The 26,755-nt window shown below is 47.7% G+C and carries 26 protein-coding genes; 19 read left to right on the forward strand and 7 right to left on the reverse strand.

All coding sequences use genetic code 11. The annotated features are described in order from the left end of the window. The first annotated feature begins 351 nt into the window (after positions 1–351). Positions 352–2,343 carry a transketolase gene (tkt, locus tag EXT46_RS00755; protein WP_130144604.1) on the forward strand — a complete coding sequence of 664 codons (1,992 nt, stop codon included), beginning with the start codon at positions 352–354 and terminating at the stop codon, positions 2,341–2,343. Between the two features lie 63 nt (positions 2,344–2,406). Here tkt and EXT46_RS00760 read toward each other — a convergent pair whose 3' ends face one another. From EXT46_RS00760 to gpmM, 6 genes are all read right to left on the reverse strand, one after another. Then, entirely contained in the window at positions 2,407–2,604 is a 198-nt protein-coding gene (locus tag EXT46_RS00760) for a hypothetical protein (protein WP_022943375.1), read from the reverse strand. 109 nt (positions 2,605–2,713) lie between these two features. Further along, on the reverse strand, positions 2,714–2,887 hold the full coding sequence (locus EXT46_RS00765; protein WP_022943376.1) for a DUF1328 family protein: 174 nt from the start codon (positions 2,885–2,887) through the stop codon (positions 2,714–2,716). Positions 2,888–3,148: 261 nt separating this feature from the next. Further along, on the reverse strand, positions 3,149–3,913 hold the full coding sequence (locus EXT46_RS00770; protein WP_051034422.1) for a divergent polysaccharide deacetylase family protein: 765 nt from the start codon (positions 3,911–3,913) through the stop codon (positions 3,149–3,151). A 64-nt stretch (positions 3,914–3,977) separates the two neighbouring features. Then, positions 3,978–5,177 carry a S41 family peptidase gene (locus tag EXT46_RS00775; RefSeq protein WP_130144606.1) on the reverse strand — a complete coding sequence of 400 codons (1,200 nt, stop codon included), beginning with the start codon at positions 5,175–5,177 and terminating at the stop codon, positions 3,978–3,980. 33 nt (positions 5,178–5,210) lie between these two features. After that, complete coding sequence (locus EXT46_RS00780; RefSeq protein WP_346428450.1) at positions 5,211–6,365, reverse strand: peptidoglycan DD-metalloendopeptidase family protein; 1,155 nt, start codon at positions 6,363–6,365, stop codon at positions 5,211–5,213. A gap of 5 nt (positions 6,366–6,370) precedes the next feature. Continuing rightward, positions 6,371–7,906, reverse strand: a complete 1,536-nt coding sequence (gene gpmM, locus EXT46_RS00785) for a 2,3-bisphosphoglycerate-independent phosphoglycerate mutase (RefSeq protein WP_130144608.1) — start codon at positions 7,904–7,906, stop codon at positions 6,371–6,373. 223 nt (positions 7,907–8,129) lie between these two features. Here gpmM and EXT46_RS00790 point away from each other — a divergent pair, with 223 nt between their 5' ends. The 13 genes from EXT46_RS00790 (at position 8,130) to EXT46_RS00850 (ending at position 19,384) form a co-directional block, all read left to right on the forward strand. Further along, the gene (locus EXT46_RS00790; protein WP_022943381.1) at positions 8,130–8,561 is read left to right on the forward strand and encodes a rhodanese-like domain-containing protein; all 432 of its coding nucleotides are present in this window, start codon (positions 8,130–8,132) and stop codon (positions 8,559–8,561) included. Between the two features lie 18 nt (positions 8,562–8,579). Continuing rightward, entirely contained in the window at positions 8,580–8,837 is a 258-nt protein-coding gene (gene grxC, locus EXT46_RS00795) for a glutaredoxin 3 (RefSeq protein WP_045979274.1), read from the forward strand. Positions 8,838–8,912: 75 nt separating this feature from the next. Beyond that, entirely contained in the window at positions 8,913–9,383 is a 471-nt protein-coding gene (gene secB / locus EXT46_RS00800) for a protein-export chaperone SecB (RefSeq protein WP_022943383.1), read from the forward strand. A 3-nt stretch (positions 9,384–9,386) separates the two neighbouring features. Next, positions 9,387–10,397, forward strand: a complete 1,011-nt coding sequence (gpsA, locus tag EXT46_RS00805) for an NAD(P)H-dependent glycerol-3-phosphate dehydrogenase (protein WP_053909763.1) — start codon at positions 9,387–9,389, stop codon at positions 10,395–10,397. A gap of 99 nt (positions 10,398–10,496) precedes the next feature. Beyond that, the gene (locus EXT46_RS00810; RefSeq protein ID WP_022943385.1) at positions 10,497–10,754 is read left to right on the forward strand and encodes a hypothetical protein; all 258 of its coding nucleotides are present in this window, start codon (positions 10,497–10,499) and stop codon (positions 10,752–10,754) included. 42 nt (positions 10,755–10,796) lie between these two features. Next, complete coding sequence (gene ampD, locus EXT46_RS00815; protein ID WP_130144610.1) at positions 10,797–11,369, forward strand: 1,6-anhydro-N-acetylmuramyl-L-alanine amidase AmpD; 573 nt, start codon at positions 10,797–10,799, stop codon at positions 11,367–11,369. Positions 11,370–11,387: 18 nt separating this feature from the next. Then, positions 11,388–12,236 carry a beta-lactamase regulator AmpE gene (gene ampE, locus EXT46_RS00820; RefSeq protein ID WP_130144612.1) on the forward strand — a complete coding sequence of 283 codons (849 nt, stop codon included), beginning with the start codon at positions 11,388–11,390 and terminating at the stop codon, positions 12,234–12,236. A gap of 116 nt (positions 12,237–12,352) precedes the next feature. After that, positions 12,353–13,363 carry an erythrose-4-phosphate dehydrogenase gene (gene epd, locus EXT46_RS00825; protein WP_022943388.1) on the forward strand — a complete coding sequence of 337 codons (1,011 nt, stop codon included), beginning with the start codon at positions 12,353–12,355 and terminating at the stop codon, positions 13,361–13,363. Between the two features lie 37 nt (positions 13,364–13,400). Beyond that, positions 13,401–14,576, forward strand: coding sequence for a phosphoglycerate kinase (locus EXT46_RS00830; RefSeq protein ID WP_053909759.1), 1,176 nt, complete (start codon positions 13,401–13,403; stop codon positions 14,574–14,576). A 137-nt stretch (positions 14,577–14,713) separates the two neighbouring features. Then, positions 14,714–15,778 carry a class II fructose-bisphosphate aldolase gene (fba, locus tag EXT46_RS00835; RefSeq protein ID WP_053909758.1) on the forward strand — a complete coding sequence of 355 codons (1,065 nt, stop codon included), beginning with the start codon at positions 14,714–14,716 and terminating at the stop codon, positions 15,776–15,778. 463 nt (positions 15,779–16,241) lie between these two features. Then, the gene (gene phoB / locus EXT46_RS00840) at positions 16,242–16,931 is read left to right on the forward strand and encodes a phosphate regulon transcriptional regulator PhoB (protein ID WP_022943391.1); all 690 of its coding nucleotides are present in this window, start codon (positions 16,242–16,244) and stop codon (positions 16,929–16,931) included. Between the two features lie 65 nt (positions 16,932–16,996). Beyond that, the gene (phoR, locus tag EXT46_RS00845) at positions 16,997–18,316 is read left to right on the forward strand and encodes a phosphate regulon sensor histidine kinase PhoR (protein WP_130144615.1); all 1,320 of its coding nucleotides are present in this window, start codon (positions 16,997–16,999) and stop codon (positions 18,314–18,316) included. 99 nt (positions 18,317–18,415) lie between these two features. After that, positions 18,416–19,384: a phosphate ABC transporter substrate-binding protein PstS family protein gene (locus EXT46_RS00850; protein WP_045979281.1), complete on the forward strand. Its 969-nt coding sequence runs from the start codon at positions 18,416–18,418 to the stop codon at positions 19,382–19,384. 89 nt (positions 19,385–19,473) lie between these two features. Here EXT46_RS00850 and argE read toward each other — a convergent pair whose 3' ends face one another. Then, positions 19,474–20,619 carry an acetylornithine deacetylase gene (gene argE, locus EXT46_RS00855; protein WP_130144617.1) on the reverse strand — a complete coding sequence of 382 codons (1,146 nt, stop codon included), beginning with the start codon at positions 20,617–20,619 and terminating at the stop codon, positions 19,474–19,476. A 221-nt stretch (positions 20,620–20,840) separates the two neighbouring features. Here argE and argC point away from each other — a divergent pair, with 221 nt between their 5' ends. Genes argC through argH form a run of 5 tightly spaced genes read left to right on the forward strand, consistent with a single transcriptional unit; the run spans position 20,841 to position 26,655 of the window. Next, positions 20,841–21,848 (forward strand): N-acetyl-gamma-glutamyl-phosphate reductase, encoded by a 1,008-nt coding sequence (gene argC / locus EXT46_RS00860; protein WP_130144619.1) that lies wholly within the window; start codon positions 20,841–20,843, stop codon positions 21,846–21,848. A gap of 11 nt (positions 21,849–21,859) precedes the next feature. Continuing rightward, positions 21,860–22,633: an acetylglutamate kinase gene (argB, locus tag EXT46_RS00865; RefSeq protein WP_022943396.1), complete on the forward strand. Its 774-nt coding sequence runs from the start codon at positions 21,860–21,862 to the stop codon at positions 22,631–22,633. Between the two features lie 9 nt (positions 22,634–22,642). After that, positions 22,643–23,563: an ornithine carbamoyltransferase gene (locus tag EXT46_RS00870; protein WP_053909754.1), complete on the forward strand. Its 921-nt coding sequence runs from the start codon at positions 22,643–22,645 to the stop codon at positions 23,561–23,563. Positions 23,564–23,572: 9 nt separating this feature from the next. Then, positions 23,573–24,772 (forward strand): argininosuccinate synthase, encoded by a 1,200-nt coding sequence (locus EXT46_RS00875; RefSeq protein WP_130144621.1) that lies wholly within the window; start codon positions 23,573–23,575, stop codon positions 24,770–24,772. Positions 24,773–24,786: 14 nt separating this feature from the next. After that, complete coding sequence (argH, locus tag EXT46_RS00880; RefSeq protein ID WP_053909753.1) at positions 24,787–26,655, forward strand: argininosuccinate lyase; 1,869 nt, start codon at positions 24,787–24,789, stop codon at positions 26,653–26,655. The last annotated feature ends 100 nt before the right edge of the window (positions 26,656–26,755 follow it).

Below are 26,755 nucleotides of genomic sequence, written 5' to 3' on the forward strand. Positions count from 1 at the left end.
GTATCGCGCTTCCCAAGATCATACCAGCCACTGGGTTGAGCGCAGCATAAATTAAGGCGCGTATTCTAGCTAAATCACAGGTGATTTCCTAGCTTTTTACGCCTAGACGTCTAAATAAAATTGATTGTATAGCGGTCTTTTGACCTTTATTGCTTGGTGTTTTTGTACTCTTTTAGTTATCAGTATTTTTATTCGTTATGAGTAATTCTAAAGTTACTCGTTCGATGCCCAATTTTTAATTGCAGGGGGCAGATGAATAAGTAAGAATGGGCTTTCGTCTTATTCTTTACCCGCGCCAGCATGAGCGCGAGTGAAGCCCCAGCGCAAATACATTTAAAGGTAGGAGAATTCATGCCATCACGCAAAGAACTTGCAAACGCCATTCGCGTGCTTTCCATGGACGCGGTTCAACAAGCTAAATCAGGTCATCCGGGTGCCCCGATGGGCATGGCCGATATCGCCGAAGTACTGTGGCGCGATTATCTTAAGCATAACCCGAGCAACCCTAACTGGGCTGACCGTGACCGATTTATTCTCTCAAATGGCCACGGTTCAATGCTGATTTATTCGCTTTTACACTTAAGCGGCTATGATCTTCCTATTGAGGAAATTAAAAACTTCCGTCAGCTTCATTCAAAAACTCCGGGCCACCCTGAATACGGTTATGCTCCGGGTATTGAGACCACTACGGGCCCACTTGGACAGGGGATCACCAATGCGGTAGGCATGGCAATCGCGGAGAAAGCCCTTGCTGCTCAATTTAATCGCGCTGACCATGAAATTGTTGATCACTACACTTACGCTTTTATGGGCGACGGCTGCTTGATGGAAGGAATTTCTCACGAGGCGTGTTCGCTTGCAGGAACTCTAGGCCTTGGTAAGTTGATTGCGTTTTGGGACGACAATGGTATTTCTATTGATGGTGAGGTTGAAGGCTGGTTTAGTGACGACACTCCCGCGCGTTTTGAGTCTTACGGCTGGCACGTGGTGCGTAATGTTGATGGTCACGATAGCGAGGCTATTCGCGCTGCTATTGATGAAGGCCGCGCCCAAGGTGACAAGCCAACGCTTATCTGTTGTAAAACAGTGATTGGTTACGGCTCTCCGAATAAATCAGGAAGCCACGATTGCCACGGTGCGCCGTTGGGTGATGATGAAATTAAAGCTGCGCGCGAGTTCTTGGGTTGGTCTCATGACGCCTTTGCGATTCCTGATGATATCTATCAACAGTGGGATGCTAAAGAGAAGGGCACGCAAGCAGAGCAGAGTTGGCAGGATAAGTTTGCGGCATACAAGGCGGCATACCCTGAGCTTGCTGCGGAGTTTGAACGTCGCCAAAATGGTGAAATGCCTGCTGATTGGGCCGAGAAGTCACAAGCCTATATTGAGCAGTTACAAGCAAACCCTGATAGCCCTGCAACACGTAAGGCATCGCAAAATGCCTTAAATACCTTTGGCCCAATGCTACCTGAGTTTATGGGCGGCTCAGCCGACTTGGCAGGGTCGAACTTAACGATTTGGAGTGGTTCAAAAGGCCTTAGTAAAGACGACGCGTCAGGTAACTATATTTTCTATGGGGTGCGTGAATTTGGCATGTCCGCCATTATGAATGGTATTGCCTTGCACAAAGGTTTCATTCCTTACGGCGCAACCTTTTTAATGTTTATGGAGTATGCGCGTAATGCGGTGCGCATGGCTGCACTCATGAAGACGCCTAGCATTTTCGTTTACACCCACGATTCCATCGGTTTGGGTGAAGATGGACCGACTCACCAGCCGGTTGAACAGATGGCGAGCCTGCGTTACACGCCGAATCTAGTTAATTGGCGCCCATGTGACCAAGTTGAGTCAGCCATTGCGTGGCAGCAAGCGATAGAGCGCAAAGACGGACCAACGTCGCTGGTCTTTACGCGTCAAGGTCTTGCTCAGCAAGCACGCGATGCGCAGCAACTTGCTGATGTGAAAAAAGGTGGGTATGTATTAACCTGTGATGGCGAACCAGAAGTTATCCTGATTGCCACAGGCTCGGAAGTACAACTTGCTATGGACGCAGCTTCTGAGCTTCGCGCTCAAGGTCGTCAGGTACGCGTGGTGTCTATGCCATCAACGGACTTGTTCGATCAACAAGACGCACAGTACAAAGAAAGTGTCCTACCCAGCAGTGTGACTCGCCGTGTCGCCGTAGAGGCAGGCATTGCCGACTTCTGGTACAAGTATGTTGGTTTGAATGGCAAAGTTATCGGCATGACTAGCTTTGGTGAATCAGCGCCAGCGGGCGAATTGTTTAAGCACTTTGGCTTCACCGTAGACAATGTGGTTGCAGCGGCCAACAGTCAGTTTTAAATAATTAGAGACGTAAAAAAACCCGCGAACTTCGCGGGTTTTTTGTTTGAAGATAAGCCTGTATTAGCAGTTTGTTTCTTCTGCACCGGCGTTTTCTTTAACATTCTCACACGCGTCTTCGACCGCGTTTTGAGTGTCTGTGATCGCCTCATCAATCTTTTCACCTGCCTCTTCGGCACCGCCACTGTCTTCACAGCCCATAGCGAATACTGCGGCAAATAATGTAGCGATAAATGCTTTTGTTGCTGAATGATTAAACATAGAACTCTCCTTGAATATTAACTCTTTAAATCTGGATTCAAAAAACGTGTTTTGGTTGCGGTCGCGGGTTTCATCCCGCCTGTGACCGCTTGTGCTGTAAAATTAATAACTACCTTGGCGCTTTACCACGAATGGCGCCAGCAACAAGGGAGATAACCAGCAGTACCAAGAACACAAAGAAAATAATTTTAGCGATGCCAGCGGCTGCGCCAGCAATGCCACCGAAACCTAAAAGTGCTGCGACCAAAGCGATAACTAAAAATGCAATTGACCAACCTAACATAATGTACCCTCCATAGATTTGCGTTTCGGAATATACGTTGCTAAGTCCATGCCAACTTTTAAAGTGTTGATTTTAATGGATTTGTTGTTTTTTGTGGACTAAGGGAAAAGAAAAGCTTTCACTGTTTGTGTAAAAGATACAGATTAATTTTATGTTCATAGAACAAGCACTTGGGCAGGTGCTGAATACGGAGGAGGTGGTTTGTCGGCACCAGAGCCCAGTCATCAGCAGCCATGCCACCTATGATTGTTTTAGAGGGTTCTACTCTTCCTCGGTTACACTTTTTTTATCGGCCTGAGCAAGTCGAATTGTGCGCTGCTGCACTAGCTGAGATAAAGGCACAAGTTGGAAACCTTCGCCCTCGAGCTCTTGCAATGCCTGTTGCAAAAACGCAAACGTTTCGGGGTAGGGGTGAGCAATTGCAACTGCGTAGTCATACTTATCGGCGAGAGTCTTTAGCTGCTCAAAACGATAACGTAGTTGCTGCTCGGTGGTGATATTATCGAGAAAAACATGGCGAGCAATATTGCTGACACCGTATAGCCCTGCAATTGTTTGCGCTTTTGAATTGGGAGTTGTTTTACTGTCGAGAAAAAACAAATCCTGCTCTTTTAGCACTTCCATAGTCCAGCTCATCGGCGCATTTTGCTGTGTTAGCAGCGAGCCCATGTGATTATTGACGCCGCGCGCATTGGGTAGGCTGGCTAATGCCTTGCGTAGCTCGTGTTGGAAAGCTTCTTTTGACATATCCATTGTCAGCCCCCCTGGCCCTAACGCTTTACCGTTTATAGCTTGCATGGGGGCATGCAAAAGCACCTCTTTATCTAAGGCCCCTGCCTGTTGAGCAAAGTGAGTGGCGTAAGGAGTAAAAGGGAGCACCGAGTAAGTTACAGCGCCAGGCAAGTGCAAGGCAGCCATGTCATTACGATGATAGCCTATGTCATCAATGACAATAGCGATTTGCTTCGCATGTACTGGTGATAAGAGCACCAGCACACACAACGTAGTCCATATTAAAAAGCGCACAATGTGTTTTTATCTTTGTTGATGATTAGTGTGCAGGCCCGTGCTTAAAGCCGAGCCTGCGTTTTTATTGTTCTAATAGTTGCTGAGCTTTTAGTAATTGTTTATCAAGCAGTGCGGTTAAGTTTTTATGCGCACTTTGCCCCTCAGCTAAGCTGATTATAACCTCTTTATTTGATTGCGAAAGGGCAGGTTGCAATATCGGCACATCAGGTACGATGCCAGTCCCCTCGATGGACACGCCAGACGGGGTATAGTACTTCGCTGTGGTCAGCTTCAAAGCACTGCGGCCATCGCCTAAGGGGATCAATGACTGCACCGACCCTTTACCATAGGAGCGAGTCCCTACCACGGTTGCCCGGTCATTATCCTTGAGCGCGCCGGCAACAATTTCTGCAGCGGAAGCTGAGCCCTCATTGATCAGCACGACCATGGGGGCGCCTTGAATTATGTCCCCAGCTTTTGCTTCAAAGCGTTGATTAGCCTCCACAAAGCGACCTCGAGTGGAGACAATAACACCTTGAGACAAAAATAAATCGGCAATGGCAATGGCACTGTCGAGGGTACCGCCTGGGTTATCACGCAGGTCAATGAGCAAACCGTTGAGTGTGGCGCCGTTGGCGTTTTGCATCATGGTGATGTGACGCGCGACATCATGAAAACTATGATTATTGAAGCTATTAATACGTAAGTAGCCCATGCCATTGGCCTTGAGCTCACTGGCGACGCTTTCAATGTGGATAGGCTGACGGGTAAGCTGAAAGTCGAGGCGTTGTGAGTGGCCTGCGCGAGCAACGGCTAAATGCACTTGCCCATCTTCACGACTGCTGATCAGAGCAGAGACTTCTTCTAAGGTAGTGTTATTCACCTTAGTGCCATTGATAGACACGATAACATCACCACGCTGTAAGCCAGCGGCCCGAGCGGGTGAGTTGGGTAGAGCGGAGATCACCACTACATGTTTATCACGCTGTTCTACCTCGATACCCAAGCCCTTGTATTGGCCATTGGTGACATCGAATAATCGTTTTAACTCTTGCTCATCAAGGAACTCGCTATATGGGTCAAGCTCTTGTAATAAACTGCTGAGTACATGTTGGTCTAACTTGTCGCGGTCCACTTCCTCAACGTAGTAGTTGTTGATGTGAAAAAGCACTTCATCGAATTGGCTGTCCTTTGCCAATGAAGCAGGCGCTAGTACCACTAAGGCTAAAAAACTGAGCCCCAGTAACAAGCGCCTGTATAGGTAAGTTGTGAATACAAACATCGGCTGCCCCCTTGAGGTGCAGCCTCTATTCAATTAGGAGGATTTGCACCATGTCGTTGGGTTAACGGCACGTCCTTTGTGGCGTATTTCAAAGTATAGACCAGGATCAATTTGACCGCCGCTCTGGCCTACTAAAGCGATTGTTTCGCCTTTATAAACCGGATCGCCCACTTCTTTGAGTAGTGCTTGAGCGTGGCCGTATAGGCTCATATAACCCTTGCCGTGATCGACCACCATGACCCAACCAAAACCTCTTAGCCAGTCAGCAAAGACCACTTGGCCATCCTCTATACTGGTTATACTGCTCCCTTCACTGGCTGCGATCACCACCCCTTTCCAATTGAACCCTTGGCGTTTACGGGTGCCAAAGCGGTGGGTAAGCTTACCCCGTGTCGGCCAAGTTAATTTTCCTTTACTGCTACCCAGACCTAACATAGCTACTTGGCGGTCTTTACTGCGCTCTAGCTCCGCTAGGGTATCCAGTAAGGTCTGCTCATTATCTTTTAAATACGCTATTGAGCTTTGCAGTTGATTTAATCTACCTTGTAGCTCTTGGACCTGAGATTGTCGTTGTGCTTTCGCGGCAACTAATTGCTGTTGCTGCTGTTGTTCTTGCTCGCGTAGCTTCGCCAGTTGTTGTCTGTTTTGCTGCAGCGCTGCTTGGTTTTGCGCTATTTCACGCATTGTTTGTTGTAACGCTTCAAGCTGTTGCAAACGAGCTTTGTTGAAATAGTCGTAATAGCTAATGGTGCGCTCTAACTTGGCTGTGTCTTGTTGGTTTAACAGCATCTTTGAATAATCGTGCCCACCCACCATGTAGGCGCTCTTTACTTGGGCTGCAAGAACTTTATCAAGCTTTTTACGACGCGACTCCAGCTGTTCAGCCTGTTGTTGTAACTTTTGGTGTTGCCGTTCGTTGTCTGCGAGTTTGTTATCGAGCGCACGTAACTCCTTCGCATTTGCAGCGATAGCTTGCTCTGAGTTCTTGAGTTGGCTCTGTAACTTATCCAGCGAGCGTTGCTGCTGCTGATAATTTTGTTGGCTCTTTTTTAATTCTTGTTGGACTTCGGTTAAGTCTTGCTTGGTACGGTTCTCGTTAGCAAAACTATTGAAGCTTAGGAACGCCAAAAGCGTCGCGCACAGTAGCGACACTTTTTGACGTTTGTGACTCAATAAAACCATCGGCATCGAGATTACTTAAGACGCATGATGGGTGAACCAGTCATTTCTTCTGGCTGCTCCATGCCTAATAGGTGCAACATAGTGGGAGCTACGTCACTGAGCGTTTTGCCATCAATAGCTTGAGCATCACGGCCAACGTAAATGAATGGCACAGGCTCGCTGGTGTGGGCGGTATGCGCTTGACCAGTCTGTGGGTTTACCATTTGCTCGGCATTACCGTGATCGGCGGTAATTAAGGCCTCGCCACCGAATTGCTCTAACGCTTCTACCACGCGGCCAATACAGCTGTCCACCGCTTCACAAGCTTTTACGGCTGCTGCAAATACGCCTGAGTGACCAACCATATCGCCATTAGGATAATTACACACAATGACGTCATACTTGTTGCTTTGAATAGCCGCCACTAGTTTGTCGGTTAGCAATTGAGAGTTCATTTCTGGTTGTAAGTCATAGGTAGCAACATCCGGCGAGGGGATAAGCTCACGGCTTTCACCATCGAACTCTTGCTCCCGACCGCCGCTGAAAAAGAAGGTCACATGAGCGTACTTTTCTGTTTCTGAAATGCGTAATTGTGTTTTGTTATGTTTGGCAAGCCACTCACCCAGCACATTATTGAGTGGCTCTGGTGGAAATGCCACAGGCGCCTTGATGTCTGCAGCATACTCAGTCAGCATAACGAAACCGCTTAATTGCGGCGCTTTCTTTTTACTGAAGCCGTTAAATTCGGCATCAACAAAAGCGCGACTCATCTGCCGCGCTCGATCCGCTCGGAAGTTCATAAATAACACTGCATCACCATCACTGATGGTTGCGGGGCTATCGCCAATGGTTGTTGCTTTTACAAATTCATCATTCTCATCACGCTCATAGGCTGCATGTAAAGCTGACACTGCATCTACGGCTTGATAGTCAGCTTCGCCGAGGACCATCAAGTTATAGGCACTTTCGATGCGATCCCAGCGATTATCACGATCCATAGCGAAGTAACGCCCAACAACACTGGCGATACGACCTTTACCGAGGCGAGCGAAGGTTTCATCGATGCGTTTAAGTGATGCTTCAGCGCTGCGTGGAGGCGTATCACGACCATCTAAAAAGACATGCACATAAATATGCTCCGCGCCGCGCTCGGCAGCCAGCTCAATAGCGGCAATAATATGTTCTTCGTGGCTATGGACGCCACCTGGGCTTAACAGCCCCATCAGATGGACTGCTTTGTTCGCTGTTACGGCATTATCTATCGCAGTGGTAAGCGCTTTATTATCAGCAAATGTTCCATCGTCGATGGCTTTGGTAATGCGGGTAAAATCTTGATATACCACACGCCCAGCACCGAGGTTAACATGGCCTACTTCAGAGTTGCCCATTTGCCCATCAGGCAAACCAACATCCATGCCAGAACCGGAAATCAGAGTGTGCGGGCGCTGTTCCCAAAGCTTATCTAAAACGGGGGTGTTGGCGGCTAAAATCGCATTACTTTCGCTGTTTTCACGGTAACCCCAACCGTCCAGAATCATCAGTACGAGAGGTTTCTTTGGCTGTGTCATTGGATCTCCTGCTAGTGTCGGCACGACAAATGAATTGCTTGATAATAATTATTAAGAATACAGCTCTATGGATGTGCACTGTGACCACAGAACTGCGCTCTTATAATGTATCCTACCGTTTTTTATCCGCCTTAGCAGTAGAAAATATTTCATCAATTGGTAAGTCGAAGGCAAGTGTGTATACTTGTGCCGCCCGCAAGGTTTGAACAATACAGTAAGACGTATGGAACAATACATAGAATTTATCGGAAACCATCCTATTTTAAGCATCATTTGGCTAGCGATTGTCGCGATGTTGATATCGGGGTGGTTTAAAAGTAAGTTTTCTGCCATCAAGCAGATTAATCCACAGCAATTGACCCTTTTAGTGAATCGTGAAGATGCCGTAGTAACGGATATTCGCGCGCAAAAGGACTACAACGCTGGGCATATCTCTAATGCCGTGCACCTGAGCGCTGAAAAAGCAAAGCAGGGTGACTTTAGTGCGCTTGAAAAGTACAAAAGCAAACCCATTATATTGGTATGTGCGACAGGCATGACGGCTTCAGGTATTGCCAATGGCTTGAATAAAGCAGGCTTTGAAAGCGTATTTATTTTGTCAGGTGGAATGCAATCTTGGCAAAGCGCAGGTCTGCCTGTGGTATCAGGCCGATAACTTTATTAGGAAGCATTTATGAGTAACGTTGTATTATACACTAAAGCCTATTGCCCCTTTTGTCAGCGTGCGAAAGCCTTGCTGGATAAAAAAGAGGTAACTTACACTGAGTTTGATATTGGTGTACAGCCAGAGCTACGCGATGAAATGCTCACCCGCGCAAATGGCGCGCACACGGTGCCGCAGATTTTCATTGGTGAGCATCATGTGGGTGGCTGTGATGATATGATGGCGTTAGAAGCCAGTGGCGAGTTAAACACCCTGCTAAACGCGTAATTGCTTGCGAACATATATGCTGCCGCGTCCTCACGCGGCTAATTTATTGCAAAAAGAATATTGATAGGAACAACAATGGAAGAACAAAATCAAGGCGCAGCACAAGAACAACAGGCGCAATTCTCTATTCAACGTATCTACACCAAAGATATCTCTTTCGAGACACCTAACTCACCTGAAATTTTCCAAAAAGAATGGAAGCCTGAAGTAAAGTTAGATTTGGATACTCGCTCAAACAAACTTGATAACGGTATTTTTGAAGTTGTATTAGCGTTAACTGTTACAGCAACGCTAGGTGAAGAGACGGCTTTCCTTTGTGAAATCCAGCAAGCAGGTATTTTCGCTATTGGTGAAATGGAAGAGGTGCAAACAGCACACATGCTTGGCGCTTTCTGCCCGAATGTATTGTTCCCGTATGCGCGTGAAGCTGTATCAAACTTGGTGAATCGTGGTACTTTCCCACAGCTGAACCTAGCACCAGTGAACTTCGATGCGCTATTTGCCCAGTACATGCAGCAACGTGCTGCTGAGCAAGCTGACGCATAAGTCATGACCACTTCAGCATCCAGCGCTGTAACGGTTTTAGGGGCGGGGTCTTATGGCACCGCCCTTGCTATTTGTTTTGCTCGAAACGGTCATAAAGTGACTCTTTGGGGACGCAACAGCGACCATATACAGCGTTTAGCCGATGAGCGAAAAAATCAGCAGTACCTCGGTGATATCGCTTTTCCTGATAGCCTAGAGATGCAAAGTGATTTGCAAACAGCTGTTGCCAGTAGCGACATCGTTTTGGTGGTCGTACCTAGCCATGCTTTTGCGGATCTATTGCAGACCATCGCACCCATGCTACGTAGCAATGCCAAGGTTGCCTGGGCAACGAAAGGTTTGGAACCGAACACCGGTCGTCTCCTTCAAGATGTTGCTAAGCAGCATCTTGGCGAAGATATGGATTTAGCGGTGTTATCGGGGCCAACCTTTGCTAAAGAAATGGCCGCCGGTCTACCTACCGCTATTTCCGTATCGGCCACCAGTGATGAGTTTTGTGAACGCTTATCGGGTTTGTTGCACTGTGGACGCTCGTTCCGGGTTTATCGAAACAATGATTTCATTGGTATCCAATTAGGTGGGGCGGTGAAAAATGTTATTGCGATAGGCGCCGGGATTTCTGATGGCTTTGGTTTTGGTGCCAATGCTCGAACCGCGTTGATCACACGTGGGCTTGCGGAGTTATGCCGATTGGGTTGTGCACTGGGTGCCAAATCGGAAACCTTCATGGGCATGGCAGGTTTAGGTGATTTGATTCTTACCTGTACCGACAATCAATCGCGCAACCGTCGCTTTGGCTTAGCTTTAGGGCAGGGGCTCGATGTCGACTCTGCGCAGCAACAAATAGGCCAGGTCGTAGAAGGGTACCGTAACACCAAAGAAGTGTATATGCTGGCTAAACGCAGCGGTATCGAGATGCCAATTACTGAGCAAATTTACCAAGTCTTATATGAAAATAAGAACGTAAAAGAAGCTGCTATGGCTCTTTTAGGGCGCGAGCAGCGTGCAGAGTGAGCACTAAAATGAAGTAAAAAGCGCCAATGCAACCGCATGGCGCTTTTTTTATGAGCAAATTCGACTATATTGGAAAGGGATTCCCAACGGATTAATACCATGGCACAGGCGAAAAAAGCAGATAGCGAACGCCGCAGTGGTCAAAGGACGTTTCGCGAACATTATGCGAACTTGACCGGCGAACAGGTAGATAAGGTATATGCGCTCACCAAAATGGGCTTTGAGCTCGAGTTTGTTCGTACCATCAGTAAACACCGGCGGTTGGCGGTGCTGCGCCGCGATGATGAATTGGTCAGCGTCAATCACACTGGCGAGTGTAACTTTTCTCCACAGATCAACTTGCGCAGTGATTCTTAGCCTCTTAACATGCAGGCACAATCAAGTTAATAAACGAAAAACATGGATATAGATGATCTGGGCGTATGCAAACAGGCGCAGCAGTTGCCGTGTTCGCATTATGATGAGCGTCCGCAAAGTGAAGTGTCCTTACTGGTGATTCACTGCATTTCACTACCTGAGGGCCAGTACGGTACACCCTATATTGATGATTTATTCGCAGGGCAGATCGATTGCCAAGCACATCCGAGTTTTTCCTCACTCGCAGGCGTGAGTGTGTCAGCGCACTGCTTGATCGATCGAGATGGGACGTTACGCCAATATGTGCCATTTACGCAACGTGCTTGGCATGCTGGAGTATCACAATTCGAAGGGCGCCAGCGGTGTAATGACTTTAGCATCGGCATTGAACTAGAAGGCACCGACAAGTCCACCTACACCCAAGCGCAGTATCTCACCTTGGCGCAATTAACAAAAAGCTTATTACGCACCTATCCGCATTTGAATAGACAGCGCATTGTGGGTCACAGCGATATTGCTCCCGGGCGAAAAACAGACCCCGGTGAAGGCTTTGATTGGGAACATTTTTTTGACCTTACTTTTGCCCAAGATTGCGATAAACTAAAGTCAACTTAAGCGAGCAAAGTAGTCGCCATGACTTTGATATCAATCTTATTTGCATTAATAGCTGAACGCTTAGGCGCTCGCTCAGCGCGTTGGCAAATAGCGACCTATGCGCACTGGTATGAGCGCAAAAGTGCGCCCCTGTTGTCGCGTTTGCAACAGCTGCATAACGGCATTGGGCTGTTGCTGTGGTTACTAGTGCCAACCTTAGTTATTGCTGCCTTTGTGCACGCGAGTGATTTTATTCTGTGGCAATTAGCGGTCAATACGTTGGTCATACTCATCTGTTTTGGTTGCGCGCACATGCGCGCGAATTATAAGGGCTACCTCAATGCTTTGACCCGAGACGATGGTGAAGCAGCCACTTTATATGCGTTGCAAATGGGACAAAAACGTACTGAAAATGAAAGCGGTGGTGAAACCTTTGCGCAAACTCTAGCGTGGGTCAATTTTCGTTTTTATTGTGCGGTGATTTTTTGGTTTGTTGTACTGGGCGCACCTGGGGCCGTTTTTTATGCCTTGGTACGGACTTGTGTAGATGACAGTGAGCAGACATCCCACCCTCTATCAAAACAGCATACATTGTTAGTTTGTGTCGGTCATTGGCTTGAATGGCCTGCCGCACGAATTGCCAGTTTGGGCTACTTGGTGATTGGCAACTTTAGCAAAGGTACGCAATGTTGGTTGCGCCATGTGCTTGATTTTAGAGTCAGCAATCGTCAGGTTATTACCGAAACAGCCTTGGCTGCTGAACAGATAGAACTGGCCCACTACGGCTGCACTATCGAAGCGCAGTGCATGATCCGCTTAGTAAAACGCAATGTATTATTTTTCTTGGCACTGATAGCTTTACTTACTTTGTTTGGTGGCCTGTCGTAACACCCTTTGTCAGCGTTTTATTTTTGCGCACCCCTTACACTCAGAGCGTGAGTCGATTACAATAGCCGCCATTCTTCTTAGACCTGTGTCTGCTTTGATGGCGGTAGTCTGTAATTATGGCAATAAAGCTTGCGATTAACGGCTTTGGGCGAATAGGGCGTAACATTTTACGCGCTTTGTATGAGAGTGAACGTCGCCACGAGTTCGAGATTGTGGCAATCAATGAATTGGCCAAACCTGAGGGCATAGCCCATCTACTAAAATATGATACTGCCCATGGGCGGTTTTCCTTTCCTGTCGAGCTTCGTGAGCAAGCTTTAGTCGTTGATGGTGATGAAATCGCCTTGTACTGCGAGCAAAACCCGAGCGCTTTGCCTTGGCACCAACATGACGTTGACATCGTTTTGGAGTGTTCCGGGGTTTTCCATTCCCGTGAGGATGCGCAAAAGCACCTTCAGGCAGGCGCTAAAAAAGTATTATTTTCTCAACCCGCAGATGCTGACGTTGATGCAACGATTATTTATGGCATCAACGATGATGTGCTTCACAGTGAGCAACACATTGTTTCCAATGGCTCGTGCACAACAAACTGTATTGTTCCAGTGATTCAAGTATTGGATGATGCTTTTGGCATTGAGTCAGGCGCTATCACCACTATTCACGCGTCTATGCACGACCAACAAGTGATCGATGCGTATCACGATGATTTACGACGTACCCGGGCGGCTAGCCAGTCTATTATTCCAGTGGATACTAAGCTAGCGCGTGGCATTGAACGTATTTTACCCAAATTTCATGGCCGTTTTGAAGCGATAGCCGTACGTGTTCCAACCATCAATGTGACGGCGATGGATTTGAGTGTCACCGTAAATACTGATGTTTCTCTAGATGATGTTAACCAAGCGATTGCTAAGGCTGTACATGGGCGCTTGGCAGGTATTTTGGATTATACCGAGGAGCCATTGGTATCTGTTGATTTTAACCATGATCCCCATTCTTGTATCATAGACGGTACACAGACACGGGTTAGTCATAAACGGTTGATAAAGTTATTGGTATGGTGTGACAACGAGTGGGGGTTTGCCCATCGTATGTTAGATACCAGTGCAGCCTGGATGCGCCAATAAACGCAAATGAATAAAACGTATAACTAAGGAGAAGAGAATGTCGGTCATTAAGATGGCGGATTTAGATTTAGCCGGGAAGCGGGTACTGATCCGTGAAGACCTCAATGTGCCAATCAAAGACGGTAAAGTAAGCTCAGATGCGCGTTTGCGTGCGGCGCTACCAAGCATTAAGCTCGCCCTTGAAAAAGGCGCTAAAGTGATGATTATGTCTCACCTTGGCCGTCCTACCGAGGGAGAATATGACCAGGCTTATTCACTGGCTCCTGTAGTTGACTATCTTAACGACGCCTTGTCACAAAATGTCCGTCTTGCCACTGATTACCTTGATGGCGTAGAGATTGGCGACAACGAAGTGGTTGTATTTGAAAATGTGCGCTTCAATCAAGGCGAAAAGGCCAATGATGAGACCCTCGCAAAACAACTTGCAGCGTTGTGTGACGTATATGTGATGGATGCCTTTGGTACCGCACACCGAGCACAAGCTTCAACCCACGGCGTAGGTCTTCACGCCCCAATCGCCTGTGCAGGCCCCTTACTTGCGGCTGAACTGGAGGCACTCGGTAAAGCACTAGATAACCCGAAGCGTCCGTTAGTTGCGATTGTAGGTGGCTCGAAGGTATCGACCAAGTTAACCGTGTTAGACTCACTGTCAAACGTCGTTGACCAATTAGTGACAGGGGGCGGTATTGCCAATACCTTTATTGCTGCAGCTGGTCATCCGGTAGGTAAGTCTTTGTACGAACAAGACCTTATTAGCGAGGCTCAAAAACTCACAGAGACCGCTCGCAGTAATGGCGGTGATATTCCGGTGCCTGTGGATGTGGTTGTCGGCAATGAATTTTCAGAGTCTGCGGTCGCGCAACTCAAAGAGGTTGCCGATGTCACCGAAGAAGACATGATTTTTGACATTGGCCCCGATACCGCTAAACAGCTTGGCGATATTATTGCGCAAGCGGGCACCATTGTATGGAATGGTCCAGTGGGCGTGTTTGAATTTGATCAGTTTGGGAATGGCACTCAAAGCATTGCCAAAGCCATAGCCGAATCATCAGCGTTTTCTATTGCTGGCGGTGGTGACACCTTGGCGGCCATCGATAAATACAATGTCGCGGATAAAATTTCTTATATATCCACAGGTGGTGGAGCCTTCTTGGAGTTCCTTGAAGGGAAAAAACTACCCGCAGTTGCTATGCTTGAAGAGCGAGCAAAATAACGAATAATCACCAGGCCGGCCTCTCTCACTTTGCCGGCCTTGTGTTTTGGGCATTAAGCCCTCGCTTGGGAAACCAAGCTTCATCCCGTTCAAAAACCAGATAGTCTCGGTGCTATCAAAAATTGGAGATAAGCGAAATGGCTTTGATCAGTATGCGTCAACTACTCGACCATGCAGCAGAAAATGGTTATGGCGTGCCAGCCTTTAACGTTAATAACCAAGAGCAAATGCGTGCCATCATGGAAGCGGCTGATAAAACAAACAGCCCAGTGATTGTGCAAGGCTCAGCTGGTGCACGTAAATATGCAGGTGCCCCATTCATTCGCCATATGATCCTTGCTGCGGTAGAGGAGTGGCCTCATATCCCAGTGGTTATGCACCAAGATCATGGTACGTCTCCTGGCGTGTGCCAGCGTTCTATCCAGCTTGGCTTTTCATCGGTCATGATGGACGGCTCATTACTTGAAGATGGTAAAACGCCTTCATCTTATGAGTACAATGTTGATGTAACTCGTCGTACCGTCGAAATGGCTCATGCTGGTGGTGTATCGGTAGAAGGTGAGCTGGGCGTACTTGGCTCTCTAGAGACCGGTGAAGCAGGTGAGGAAGACGGTATCGGCGCCGAAGGTAAGCTGACACAAGATCAACTGCTTACTGACCCAGAAGAAGCGGCGGATTTCGTTGCTAAAACCAATGTCGATGCCTTGGCTATTGCTTGTGGCACGTCACATGGTGCTTATAAGTTCACCCGCCCACCAACAGGGGACATTCTTGCTATCGATCGTATCAAGGAAATTCACGCCCGTATCCCTAACACTCACTTGGTTATGCATGGTTCATCATCCGTACCACAAGAGTGGTTAGCGATTATCAATGAGTACGGTGGTGAGATCCCAGAGACCTATGGTGTGCCTGTTGAGCAGATTGTCGAAGGTATCAAGCATGGTGTACGTAAGGTGAATATCGATACCGACTTACGTTTAGCTGCAACAGGGGCTATTCGTCGCCACCTCGCGCACAACACCGCTAACTTTGATCCGCGTAAATACCTAGCAGAGGCAACGAAAGCGATGACGGAAATTTGTGTTGATCGCTATCAAGCTTTTGGCACAGCAGGCCAGGCCGACAAGATTAAGCCTATCTCGTTAGATGATATGCACCTTCGTTATTTAAACGGCGAACTGGATGCAAAAATAAAATAGTCGCGTTCACCACTTTAATGAGCCTCGCATAAGCGGGGCTTTTTTATGGATCACTATTTTACTGAGTGGATCATAGTGGGATCAGATTTTTATCAACAGCACTGATTATGGGATCACGTTCTTACGCGCTGCTCAGGCAATGAAACTATATGTGGTTGATATTCAAACAAGGTTTGAGCGATATTTATACACATAAAGAACGTCACTTGGTAAGAGTGTGATCTCAGGGCAGATCAATGGGTAAAACTCTGATCCACTGATAGCCAACTTGGTATAAATCTGATCTTGTAAAGGCCCAGTTGGTAAGACGATGATCCTTGCTCTTAAGGCCCCTAACGTCTTGATCCCAAGTTTAATTTTGCAGCATTTCCATTGAAGGTGTACGCTTTCATAAAATTGTCACAAAAAGTCATAATAATGACATCAGTAAATTCAGTTCAATAAAGCGAAAGAGATAAACGGAATGTCACGTAAAGTTCTTGTGGTCGATGATGAAGCGCCCATCCGCGAAATGCTGGTGTTTGTTTTAGAACAGAATGGTTTTCAAGCCATTGAAGCTGAGGATTACGACTCTGCCATAGCAGCCATGGTAGAGCCCTACCCAGATATGGTATTACTGGATTGGATGTTGCCCGGAGGCAGCGGTATTCAGATTGCGAAGAAATTTAAACAAAACGATCATACCCGCGCAATTCCCATTATTATGCTCACCGCCCGAGGTGAAGAAGAAGACAAGGTGAAAGGCCTTGAAGTGGGAGCTGACGATTATGTGACTAAGCCATTCTCTCCGAAAGAATTAATGGCACGCATTAAAGCCGTTATTCGCCGTGTGGCGCCGACATCACTTGAAGAGGCTATCGAAGTACACGGCTTGCGTTTAGATCCTATTTCTCATCGTGTGACATCCGATGGCAGCGAGTTGGATATGGGACCTACCGAATTTCGCTTGCTACACTTTTTTATGACCCATCCTGAGCGAGTATATAGTCGTGAGCAGCTACTGGATCATGTATGGGGAACCAATGTTTACGTTGAGGATCGCACCGTTGATGTGCATATTCGTCGCCTGCGTAAAGCAATTGCTCCCATGGGACATGACCGCTTAGTACAAACTGTGCGTGGTGCTGGTTATCGTTTTTCTAGCAAGGTATAACTATCTTTATTGCTCATTGCATCGGCATCAAGCCGATGACACATTGTTTTAAGTAGAGCGAATCTATGTACCGAGTGGTTAATAAACGCACACTTACCAAGCGTTTAGTTATCTTTTTCCTGCCTTTATTGTTGATAGGCGTGCTAGTAGGCGCGCCTTTTTTGCTTCTATTTTTGGGCGCTATCACATTGTTGCTGTGGCATTATCGCCAGCTTTACCGCCTTAGTGATTGGCTTATTAACCAACGTAGCTTTAATCCGCCCGAGGGAGAAGGGGCTTGGGAGCAGGTTTTCGAGGGAATTTACCAGCTCCAACAACGCAACCGTAAAAAGCGCAATGAGCTGGCTGACTTGATCCGTCGTTTCCGCGAGGGGGCCGAAGCCGTGCCTGATGCTGTGATTGTGCTGCAACAGGACTTCAGTATTGTCTGGTGTAACCAATTAGCGCTGCGGTTATTGGGCTTGCAGTGGCCCACTGATCACGGTCAGCGTATAGATAACCTTATTCGACACCCCAAATTTAGCCGCTATATGCAGCAGCACCAATTCAACGATGCCCTTGAGCTTGATTTAACCCACACCGGTGAACAAGTGTTGGAATTTCGGGTGATGCCCTACGCACAATCACAGATCATGATGGTGGTCCGTGATATTACTCGCCTTAAGCAATTGGAGCAGATGCGTAAAGACTTTGTGGCCAACGTATCACATGAGCTGCGTACACCTTTAACTGTGGTTACCGGCTACTTAGAGATGCTTGATGGCGACAACTTACCACCACCAGCGATGTGGGATAAAGCCCATGGCACGATGATTGAGCAGTGTCAGCGAATGGATAGCTTGGTCAATCAGTTGTTGTCGCTGTCGCGAATTGAAGGAGCACGCAAACACGACAACGATAAACCAGTCAATGTGCCGAAAATGTTGGAAGTTATCGAAACAGAAGCGACATCGTTGAATCAAGATAAAGGCCACCGCCTGTATTTTGATGTCGATACCAGTTTAGATATCGTTGGCGCTGCTGATGAGCTGCGCAGCGCGTTTTCAAACCTGGTATTTAATGCCGTGCATTACACCCCCGATGAGGGAGAGATTACGGTGCGTTGGTATCGCCAAGACGGTCAAGCGGTGTTTAGCGTGACCGATAATGGTGAGGGCATCGCACCTGAACATATCAACCGTTTAACCGAGCGCTTTTATCGAGTGGATAAAGCGCGAAGCCGGAAAACGGGGGGCTCTGGCCTCGGCTTGGCTATTACCAAACATGTGTTGTCGCGTCATGACTCACACCTGCATATTGACAGTGTCGTCGGTAAAGGCTCATGTTTTTGGTTCGCCTTTGAACCAAGTTGGTTAGTACTAACACAAGAACACGTACAAAATTAGCAAAGTCATAAAACTGTAATACTCAAGTAATTTAACTGTCATCTTGTCACTGCACAATGACAGCAGTTGAAACACGGGAAGAACAAATTGGAGAACCCAATGAAATTTAAAAACTTAGTTGCTGCAATGGGGGTTGCTGTAAGTGCCCTGACAGCAGGTCAGGCAGTTGCTCTAGATAAAGCAATTCCAGAGTACGAAAAAACGAGCGGCATCTCTGGTAACTTTTCATCGGTTGGTTCCGATACGCTAGCAAACATGATGACCTTCTGGGCTGAAGAATATAAGCGTATTTATCCTAACGTCAATATTCAAATCCAAGCAGCAGGTTCATCAACGGCACCACCGGCGCTCACTGAAGGAACGGCAAACTTCGGCCCTATGAGCCGTAAGATGAAGTCAAAGGAAATCGAAGCGTTTGAAAAGCGTCATGGCTATAAGCCGACAGAAATTCGCGTAGCGATTGATGCCTTGGCGGTATTCGTGCATAAAGACAACCCCATTGAAGGCTTGCGCATTGACCAAGTTGACGCCATTTTCTCTTCAACGCGTAAATGTGGCGCCAGCGAACAGATTAACCGTTGGGGCGATGTTGGCCTAACGGGTGATTGGGCGGCAAAAGATATTCAATTATATGGTCGTAACTCAGTATCTGGTACTTATGGTTACTTCAAGAAGAAAGCCCTATGTAAAGGTGACTTCCGTAATAACGTAAATGAGCAGCCTGGCTCTGCATCGGTAGTACAGTCAATCTCTTCTTCTGTGAATGCGATTGGTTACTCAGGTATCGGTTACAAGACCTCAGGTGTACGTACGGTGCCGCTGGCGAAAAAAGGCGATAAGTTTGTTGATGCAACACTTGATAACGTTGCAACGGGCAAATATCCACTATCACGTTTCCTTTACGTCTACGTGAATAAGCACCCTAATAAGCCACTATCTCCTATCGATGCTGAGTTTGTAAAAATGGTGCTATCACAAACAGGTCAAAAAATTGTTGAGAAAGATGGTTATGTGCCACTTTCAAGCAAGATGGTTGAGCGTGAACTTAAGCGTTTAGGCTTACAGTAACATTGTATCTTTGAATCTTGTTGATTAGTTTAAAGCCCCCCCATGAGGGGCTTTTTTGTGTTCGCTATCCGTGCGTCATAAAGTCTGTATTACCAACAACTTTGTTGAATAAGTTCTTTGATAATACGTTGTGATGGATCAATACGGTCCATGGCCAAGAATTCATCGGGCTGATGTGCTTGGTTAATGGAGCCTGGGCCCATGACTATGGTTTCACAGCCCAATTGCTGAATAAAGGGGGCTTCAGTGCAGTAGTTCACCGCTATTGCTGGCTGTTGCGAAATCTTTTGCGCCAGCTGCACTAGCGCGCTATCAGTGGTCCCTGCAAAGGCAGGGATCGGGTCGTGCATATCAATGACTTCAACGCAGCCAGGGTAGCGAGCAGTGATGTCCTGAGTTGCCGCTAATAACATGGCTTGCAGTTCGACAATACTCAATCCTGGTAACGGGCGCATATCTAACTGTAATTCACAACATCCGCAAATGCGGTTAGCGTTATCACCGCCATGTATGTGACCAAGGTTCAATGTCGGGTAGGGAATGGCAAAATGTTCAATTGAATATTTATTCTTAAGATCCTCTTTTAGAACCAATAATTTTTGAATCACCAAGTGCATCACTTCAATGGCATTGATGCCGCGCTCAGGATCAGAGCTGTGCCCGCTTTTGCCAATGATACGAACCGCTGATGTCATATGCCCTTTGTGAGTAAATACAGGGGTCATGTCGGTAGGCTCGCCAATAACGCAGCGAGCCGGTTTTAAGTCTGGATACTTTGCCACTTCTTGGGCACCAGCCATAGTGGTTTCTTCATCGGCGGTGGCGAGAATAAGCAGCGGTTGTTGTTGCTTACTCGCATCCAACTCAGCGATGGCATTGAGCACAAAAGCAAAGAACCCTTTCATATCGATGCTGCCAAGACCAAAGAGCTTATTGTCTCGCTCGCTCAAAGTGAAGGGGTCCATACTCCAACGGCCTTGATCAAAAGGAACGGTATCGGTATGCCCTGCCAACATCAATCCGCCACTGCCATGGCCACGCTTCGCTATCAAGTTAAACTTATTGGCATCACTACTGAGTGGTTTTATTTCACACGCAAAGCCTAGCTCCTCGCACCAAGATGCCAAGTGTTCAATAACGGCGCGGTTGCTTTGGCTTAATTTCGGATCCAGTGAACTGATCGATGGGGTAGCGATTAACTCCCGGTAAAGGTGCAAAAAGTCGGGAAGAGCCATACATTTCCAAATAATTATTCGCGATTGTTGCATATTAATATAAATGTCTTTATAGTGAATATCAATTCACTTTTTAAGCATAAGTATTGGTTTGGTTATAATGGTTCATCACCCCCTTTGTACGGCGCGACGACGATAAGCCGCTCACCTAGGAAATCCTAGTGTGAGAGTGTGTTGCGTTGGGCATCTCGCCCGTGATTAAACCAAAAAAGAGCATCTTCATGAACATCGTAATTATTGGCGCAAGTGGTTATAGCGGCGCTGAGTTGGCGCAATTAGTTGCCAAGCATCCTCATTTTGTCTTGCAGGGCTGCTATGTCTCTGCCGGGAGTCATGATCGCGATAAAAAACTCAGCGATCTTTATCCTCAGCACCGTGGGTTATTAGACATGCCACTACAGGGCCTAACAGCCGATGCTATTGCTGATATTGGTCAGCATGCGCACGCCGTGTGCCTGTGTACCGAGCATAAAGTAAGTGTTGAATTGGCGCCGCAATTTCTCGAGCAGGATATTAAAGTTTTTGACCTCTCTGGCGGGTTTCGTCTTACCGATGCCGAATTTTATACCCAGTACTATGGCTTTGAACATCCCCATCCTGACCTATTGCGCCAAGCAGTGTATGGGCTAGCTGAGTGGCAAAACAGCGCCATCATGGATGCACAACTGGTTGCTGTGGCTGGCTGTTACCCAACAGCCAGCCTAAACGCGCTTAAACCGCTTCAACAAGCAGGGTTATTAGCGCCACAGCAAAAAGTGATCATAAATGCCGTATCCGGGGTGACTGGGGCGGGGCGCAAAGCCAATATGAACACGCACTTTTGCGAGGTATCACTGGCCCCTTATGGCGTGTTTAATCACCGCCATACCCCTGAAATTGAACAAGCATTAGGGCATCCAGTGCTATTTACCCCGCATTTAGGAAACTTTAATCGCGGTATCTTGGCAACCATATACGCGCAAGTAAATGCAGGGACCACGCTTAACGACATCACCGATGCTTATCAATGCCTTGCCGATGAACCTTTGATTCGCCTGCTCGGTGCTGGTGGTTTGGCATCAATTAAAGGCGTCGCGCAAACCCCTTATGTTGATATTGGCTGGCATTTGCAACAGCAGCAACTGATTATCAGTGTTGCCATCGATAACTTACTAAAAGGCGCATCAGGTCAAGCGCTGCAATGTATGAACATTAACGCTGGATTAGACCCAACGATTGGTTTGGTATAAAGAGGAAAATAATGACGAGTAGCAACACCACTTGGGTGATCAAATTGGGCGGTGCCCTGTTAAACAGCCCGCAGTCAGTGCAAGCGTTGTTCGCAACCTTGGCGACCATGACCGATACCCGTTTTGTTGTGGTTCACGGCGGTGGCTCACTGGTTGACCGCTGGCTGCACGATGCGGGCTTTGCCACGGCGAAGCACCAAGGTCTACGCATCAGTCCTGCCGAGCAAATGCCCTATATCGTTGGTGCCCTAGCTGGGTGTGCCAACAAACAATTGATGGGAGCAGCGATAGCCAATGGCCTTGAGCCTGCAGGGCTGAGTTTATACGAAGCCGGGGTCAATGCGCAGCAAAAACTCAAGGCACTGGGTCGGGTGGGTGAGTGTAGTCAGGGTGCTCGCTCGGCTATTCCAGCCTTGCTAGAAGTAGGAAAGCTGCCCGTAGTGAGCTCAGTTGGTTTTGATGAGCAAGGACAATGGTTCAACGTGAACGCTGATGAGGCCGCAGCGGCAATTGCCAAACAACTTGATGGTGAATTGATTTTTATGACCGACGTTGAGGCCGTATTGGATAAATCCGCTCAGCCGTTACACCAATTAAGTGCTGAGCAAATAGATGAATTGATAGCCCAAGGAGTTATCTCGGGTGGGATGGAGGTCAAAGTAAAGACCAGCCTTCTTGCTGCCCAGCATTTACGACGGGGTGTTTACATTTCGAGCTGGCAAAAGCCAGAGAACTTAGTTGCATTGCTCAATGGTGAGCATGTTGGCACGCAAATTACAATGTAAGCACAGACCATGAAACATGATTTTATTACCGGCCTCGAGCTGGACGACAAAGCTGTACTCGCGCTACTCACCCTAGCGCAAAAAATGAAAGCGCAACCCAATGATTATGCCCAAGCTTTAGCGGGCAAATCGGTGGTTACCTTATTTGAAAAGCAAAGCCTCAGAACTCGCCTAAGCTTCGATATAGGCATCAATAAACTTGGCGGCCATGCGGTCTACTTAGATCAGCAAAATGGCGCCATGGGCAACCGCGAGTCGGTAAAGGACTTTGCTTTGAATATCAGCACCTGGGCCGATGCCATCGTGGCGCGGGTTAATCACCATAACACAGTGCAAGAGCTGGCACAGTTTTCATCTAAACCGGTGGTGAATTCTTTGTGCGACCTATACCACCCCTGCCAAGCACTGGCGGACTTTTTAACCTTGCAAGAGGTGCACGGTGAGGTTAGCGAGCTAAAGCTGGCTTATCTCGGCGAGGGCAATAACGTCACCCACTCATTAATGTTGTTGGCCGCCACCCTCGGGACTGACTTCGTGGCTGTATGCCCTAAAGGCAGCGGTCCAGATGCACAGATTGTTAAGCAAGCAGAGCAAATTGCCGCGAGCAAAGGCGCGTCAGTATTAGTGAGTGATAGAGTCGAGGCCGCTGTAGGAGCTAATGCGCTTTATGCCGATACCTGGGTGTCGATGGGGGATGACACCCCGCTCCAGCAGGTCAAAGATAAATACCTGCCTTATCAGCTCAATAAACAGCTGGTGGATATGACCGGCGCGCAAACTATTTTGCACTGTCAGCCAGCGCACCGTGAGTTTGAAATCACCTCTGAAGTGATGGACTCGCCGCAGGCCAAAATTATTCAGCAGGCACAAAATCGTATGTATGCGCAAAACGCCTTGCTGTTAACCCTTTTGAACCCAAATTTTTGCTAAGGATCCGAAATGAGCGCAATTAAAAAAGTCGTACTGGCCTATTCCGGCGGACTAGATACATCAGCCATCGTGCCATGGCTAAAAGAAAACTATGACTGTGAAGTGGTTGCCTTTGTCGCCGATGTTGGCCAAGGCGCTGAAGAGCTCGAAGGGGTCGAGGAAAAAGCCATCGCCTCGGGGGCATCTGAATGTTACGTAGTGGATTTAAAAGAGCAGATGGTGGCTGAATATATTTACCCGACGCTCAAAACCGGGTGTATATATGAAGGCACCTATCTGCTAGGAACGTCAATGGCACGTCCTATTATTGCCAAAGCACAGGTTGAAATAGCCCGCAAAGTGGGTGCCGATGCCCTTTCTCATGGTTGCACCGGCAAAGGTAATGACCAAGTACGCTTCGAGTCCTGTTTTGCGGCGTTGGCACCGGATTTAAAAGTGATTGCACCGTGGCGAGAGTGGCACCTATCAAGCCGGGAGTCGTTACTGGATTACCTAGCGCAGCGAGATATTCCCTGCGCTGCATCGGCAACGAAAATTTATAGTCGTGATGCCAATGCATGGCACATCTCCCATGAGGGTGGGGAGCTTGAAGATCCTTGGTGTCAGCCCAGCGAGCAAGTATGGACTATGACGCAATCGCCTGAGCAAGCGCCAAATGAAGCTGAGTTAGTGACGCTAACCATTCAACGTGGTGAAGTGGTTGCCGTAAATGGAGAAGCGCTGAGCCCCTATCAATGCTTAGTGAAGCTTAATGACATTGCTGCTGTGCACGGGGTTGGCCGTGTCGATATTGTTGAGAACCGTTTGGTGGGTATGAAATCTCGCGGCTGTTATGAAACACCTGGTGGCACGGTGATGATGGCCGCTTTGCAGGCTATTGACGAACTTGTGCTGGATAAAGCGAGCCGTAAATGGAAAGACACTTTTGCCCTAGAGTTTGCGCACTTGGTCTATGACGGCCGTTGGTTTACGCCTTTAAAAGATTCGATCCTGGGGGCGGCCAATGCATTTGCCGAGCATGCCAATGGTGAAGTGGTGGTGAAACTATACAAAGGTCAGGCAATCGCCGTGCAAAAGCAGTCAGAAAACAGTTTATACAGCGAAGACTTTGCCACTTTCGGCGAGGATGATGTGTATGACCAATCTCACGCAGAGGGCTTTATACGGCTATTTTCACTTTCAAGCAGAATTGCAGCACTGAAGAAGTAACGAGGAGAGCAACAATGGCATTATGGGGCGGGCGCTTTTCATCTGGACCGGATGAAGCATTTAAACAGTTTAATGATTCATTACCATTTGACTATGTCATGGCGGAGCAAGACATTATTGGTTCAGTGGCGTGGGCCGGCGCGCTAAATCGTGTGGCGGTACTCAACGATGATGAACACCGACGTTTAGTTGCGGCGCTGTATGAGTTGTTGGAGCAAGTGCAAGCGCAGCCCGAAAGTGTGGCTATCAGCGGTGAAGAGGATATTCACTCTTTTGTTGAAGCTGCGCTGATTGACAAAGTGGGTGACCTCGCGAAGAAGCTACACACTGGCCGCAGCCGTAATGACCAAGTCGCTACCGACTTTCGTTTGTGGTGCAAAAAAACGGCGGCGACAGTGAGTGAAGCCATCAGTGATACCAAGAATGCACTGATCGCCTTAGCCGAGCGAGAGCTGGGCACCGTACTGCCTGGTTACACTCATTTACAGCGCGCTCAGCCAGTACTTTTTAGCCACTGGTGCATGGCCTATGTGGAAATGCTAGAGCGCGATAGTAGTCGCCTTAATGATGCGGTTCAGCGTATGGATCAATGTCCACTAGGAAGTGGTGCGCTGGCGGGCACTGCCTATGCCATTGACCGCGAGCATTTGGCGCAAGATCTTGGTTTTGCAGCGCCGACTCGTAATAGCTTGGATGCGGTCTCTGATAGAGATTTTGTGGTCGAGCTGCTGAGCGCGGCATCCATTTCGATGTTGCACTTGTCACGTTTTGCGGAAGATTTAATTTTCTATAACTCTGGCGAAGCCGGTTTTATTGAGTTGGCGGATAACGTTACCTCTGGCTCATCGTTGATGCCGCAGAAGAAAAACCCCGATGCTTTAGAGCTGATTCGCGGCAAAACAGGGCGTGTCTTTGGTGCTATGAGTGCGATGATGATGACGTTAAAGTCGCTGCCTTTAGCCTACAACAAAGACATGCAAGAAGATAAAGAGGGGCTTTTCGATGCGCTGCCGACTTGGCTGGCATGTTTACATATGGCGCAAGCATGCGTAAACGGCATTAAGGTCAATAGTGATAAGACTAAAGCCGCCGCTCAAGGTGGGCATGCGAATGCCACCGAGCTTGCTGATTATTTGGTGGCAAAAGGGATCCCGTTTCGTGAAGGACATCATATTGTTGGGCAACTGGTGCAGCTTGCAATTTCAGAAGGAAAAAGCCTTGAGCAGTTGAGTTTGTCCGAATTTCAATCGGTGTGCGATGTTATTGCTGAAGATGTTTATCCTATGTTGGCACTCGATGCCTGTTTGGCGGCACGTAAGGCTCTAGGTGGAACGTCGCCAAAGCAAGTGGAATTTGCCATTAAGCAAGCTAAACAGCAAAGTACAATTAAAGTACGTGATGCCAATCTGCATGATGTTGAAGCTATCAGTGAGCTGGTGCAATATTGGGCCAAGGTAGGAGAGAACTTACCCCGTGCTAAAAGCGATATGGTGCATTCCATTAATGAGTTTGCCGTGACCGAAGTGAATGGCCAGGTAACAGGCTGTGCGTCTTTGTATATTTATGATACTGGCTTAGCGGAGATACGCTCATTAGGGGTTAACCCCGATACCGGAGTAAAAGGGCAGGGGCGTTTATTGGTTCATCACCTGTTAGTGAAAGCCAAAAAATTGGCGCTTAAAAGAGTGATTGTACTTACGCGTGTACCGGATTTCTTTGCTAAACTTGGGTTTGCAGACAGCAGCAAAGAAAGCCTTCCTGAAAAGGTGATGAAAGACTGTGAGCTTTGTCTGCGTAAAGATAACTGTGACGAAGTTGCTATGGATTTCTACCTACACCAGCAACACTCTGTGGGTGATATACCATGTAAAAACGTTGCTTAGTTGGGGCTTCTGAGCGTGTCAAAAAATATTGGCACGCGTGGTGCATAAGCTTAAAGTGAGTTGCTAAGAAATTGCCTTTGAAGTGTGACGTGTGTACCCA

This window comes from Pseudoalteromonas sp. CO325X, from assembly GCF_004208955.1.
Lineage (GTDB): Bacteria > Pseudomonadota > Gammaproteobacteria > Enterobacterales > Alteromonadaceae > Pseudoalteromonas > Pseudoalteromonas ruthenica.

What these genes read in the sequence shown, in the direction of transcription:
- tkt (WP_130144604.1), top strand. Translation starts at nt 352, where the DNA reads ATGCCATCACGCAAAGAACTTGCAAACGCCATTCGCGTGCTTTCCATG.
- EXT46_RS00760 (WP_022943375.1), bottom strand. Translation starts at nt 2,604, where the DNA reads ATGTTTAATCATTCAGCAACAAAAGCATTTATCGCTACATTATTTGCC.
- EXT46_RS00765 (WP_022943376.1), bottom strand. Translation starts at nt 2,887, where the DNA reads ATGTTAGGTTGGTCAATTGCATTTTTAGTTATCGCTTTGGTCGCAGCA.
- EXT46_RS00775 (WP_130144606.1), bottom strand. Translation starts at nt 5,177, where the DNA reads ATGTTTGTATTCACAACTTACCTATACAGGCGCTTGTTACTGGGGCTC.
- EXT46_RS00780 (WP_346428450.1), bottom strand. Translation starts at nt 6,365, where the DNA reads ATGCCGATGGTTTTATTGAGTCACAAACGTCAAAAAGTGTCGCTACTG.
- gpmM (WP_130144608.1), bottom strand. Translation starts at nt 7,906, where the DNA reads ATGACACAGCCAAAGAAACCTCTCGTACTGATGATTCTGGACGGTTGG.
- EXT46_RS00790 (WP_022943381.1), top strand. Translation starts at nt 8,130, where the DNA reads ATGGAACAATACATAGAATTTATCGGAAACCATCCTATTTTAAGCATC.
- grxC (WP_045979274.1), top strand. Translation starts at nt 8,580, where the DNA reads ATGAGTAACGTTGTATTATACACTAAAGCCTATTGCCCCTTTTGTCAG.
- secB (WP_022943383.1), top strand. Translation starts at nt 8,913, where the DNA reads ATGGAAGAACAAAATCAAGGCGCAGCACAAGAACAACAGGCGCAATTC.
- gpsA (WP_053909763.1), top strand. Translation starts at nt 9,387, where the DNA reads ATGACCACTTCAGCATCCAGCGCTGTAACGGTTTTAGGGGCGGGGTCT.
- EXT46_RS00810 (WP_022943385.1), top strand. Translation starts at nt 10,497, where the DNA reads ATGGCACAGGCGAAAAAAGCAGATAGCGAACGCCGCAGTGGTCAAAGG.
- ampD (WP_130144610.1), top strand. Translation starts at nt 10,797, where the DNA reads ATGGATATAGATGATCTGGGCGTATGCAAACAGGCGCAGCAGTTGCCG.
- ampE (WP_130144612.1), top strand. Translation starts at nt 11,388, where the DNA reads ATGACTTTGATATCAATCTTATTTGCATTAATAGCTGAACGCTTAGGC.
- epd (WP_022943388.1), top strand. Translation starts at nt 12,353, where the DNA reads ATGGCAATAAAGCTTGCGATTAACGGCTTTGGGCGAATAGGGCGTAAC.
- EXT46_RS00830 (WP_053909759.1), top strand. Translation starts at nt 13,401, where the DNA reads ATGTCGGTCATTAAGATGGCGGATTTAGATTTAGCCGGGAAGCGGGTA.
- fba (WP_053909758.1), top strand. Translation starts at nt 14,714, where the DNA reads ATGGCTTTGATCAGTATGCGTCAACTACTCGACCATGCAGCAGAAAAT.
- phoB (WP_022943391.1), top strand. Translation starts at nt 16,242, where the DNA reads ATGTCACGTAAAGTTCTTGTGGTCGATGATGAAGCGCCCATCCGCGAA.
- phoR (WP_130144615.1), top strand. Translation starts at nt 16,997, where the DNA reads ATGTACCGAGTGGTTAATAAACGCACACTTACCAAGCGTTTAGTTATC.
- EXT46_RS00850 (WP_045979281.1), top strand. Translation starts at nt 18,416, where the DNA reads ATGAAATTTAAAAACTTAGTTGCTGCAATGGGGGTTGCTGTAAGTGCC.
- argE (WP_130144617.1), bottom strand. Translation starts at nt 20,619, where the DNA reads ATGGCTCTTCCCGACTTTTTGCACCTTTACCGGGAGTTAATCGCTACC.
- argC (WP_130144619.1), top strand. Translation starts at nt 20,841, where the DNA reads ATGAACATCGTAATTATTGGCGCAAGTGGTTATAGCGGCGCTGAGTTG.
- argB (WP_022943396.1), top strand. Translation starts at nt 21,860, where the DNA reads ATGACGAGTAGCAACACCACTTGGGTGATCAAATTGGGCGGTGCCCTG.
- EXT46_RS00870 (WP_053909754.1), top strand. Translation starts at nt 22,643, where the DNA reads ATGAAACATGATTTTATTACCGGCCTCGAGCTGGACGACAAAGCTGTA.
- EXT46_RS00875 (WP_130144621.1), top strand. Translation starts at nt 23,573, where the DNA reads ATGAGCGCAATTAAAAAAGTCGTACTGGCCTATTCCGGCGGACTAGAT.
- argH (WP_053909753.1), top strand. Translation starts at nt 24,787, where the DNA reads ATGGCATTATGGGGCGGGCGCTTTTCATCTGGACCGGATGAAGCATTT.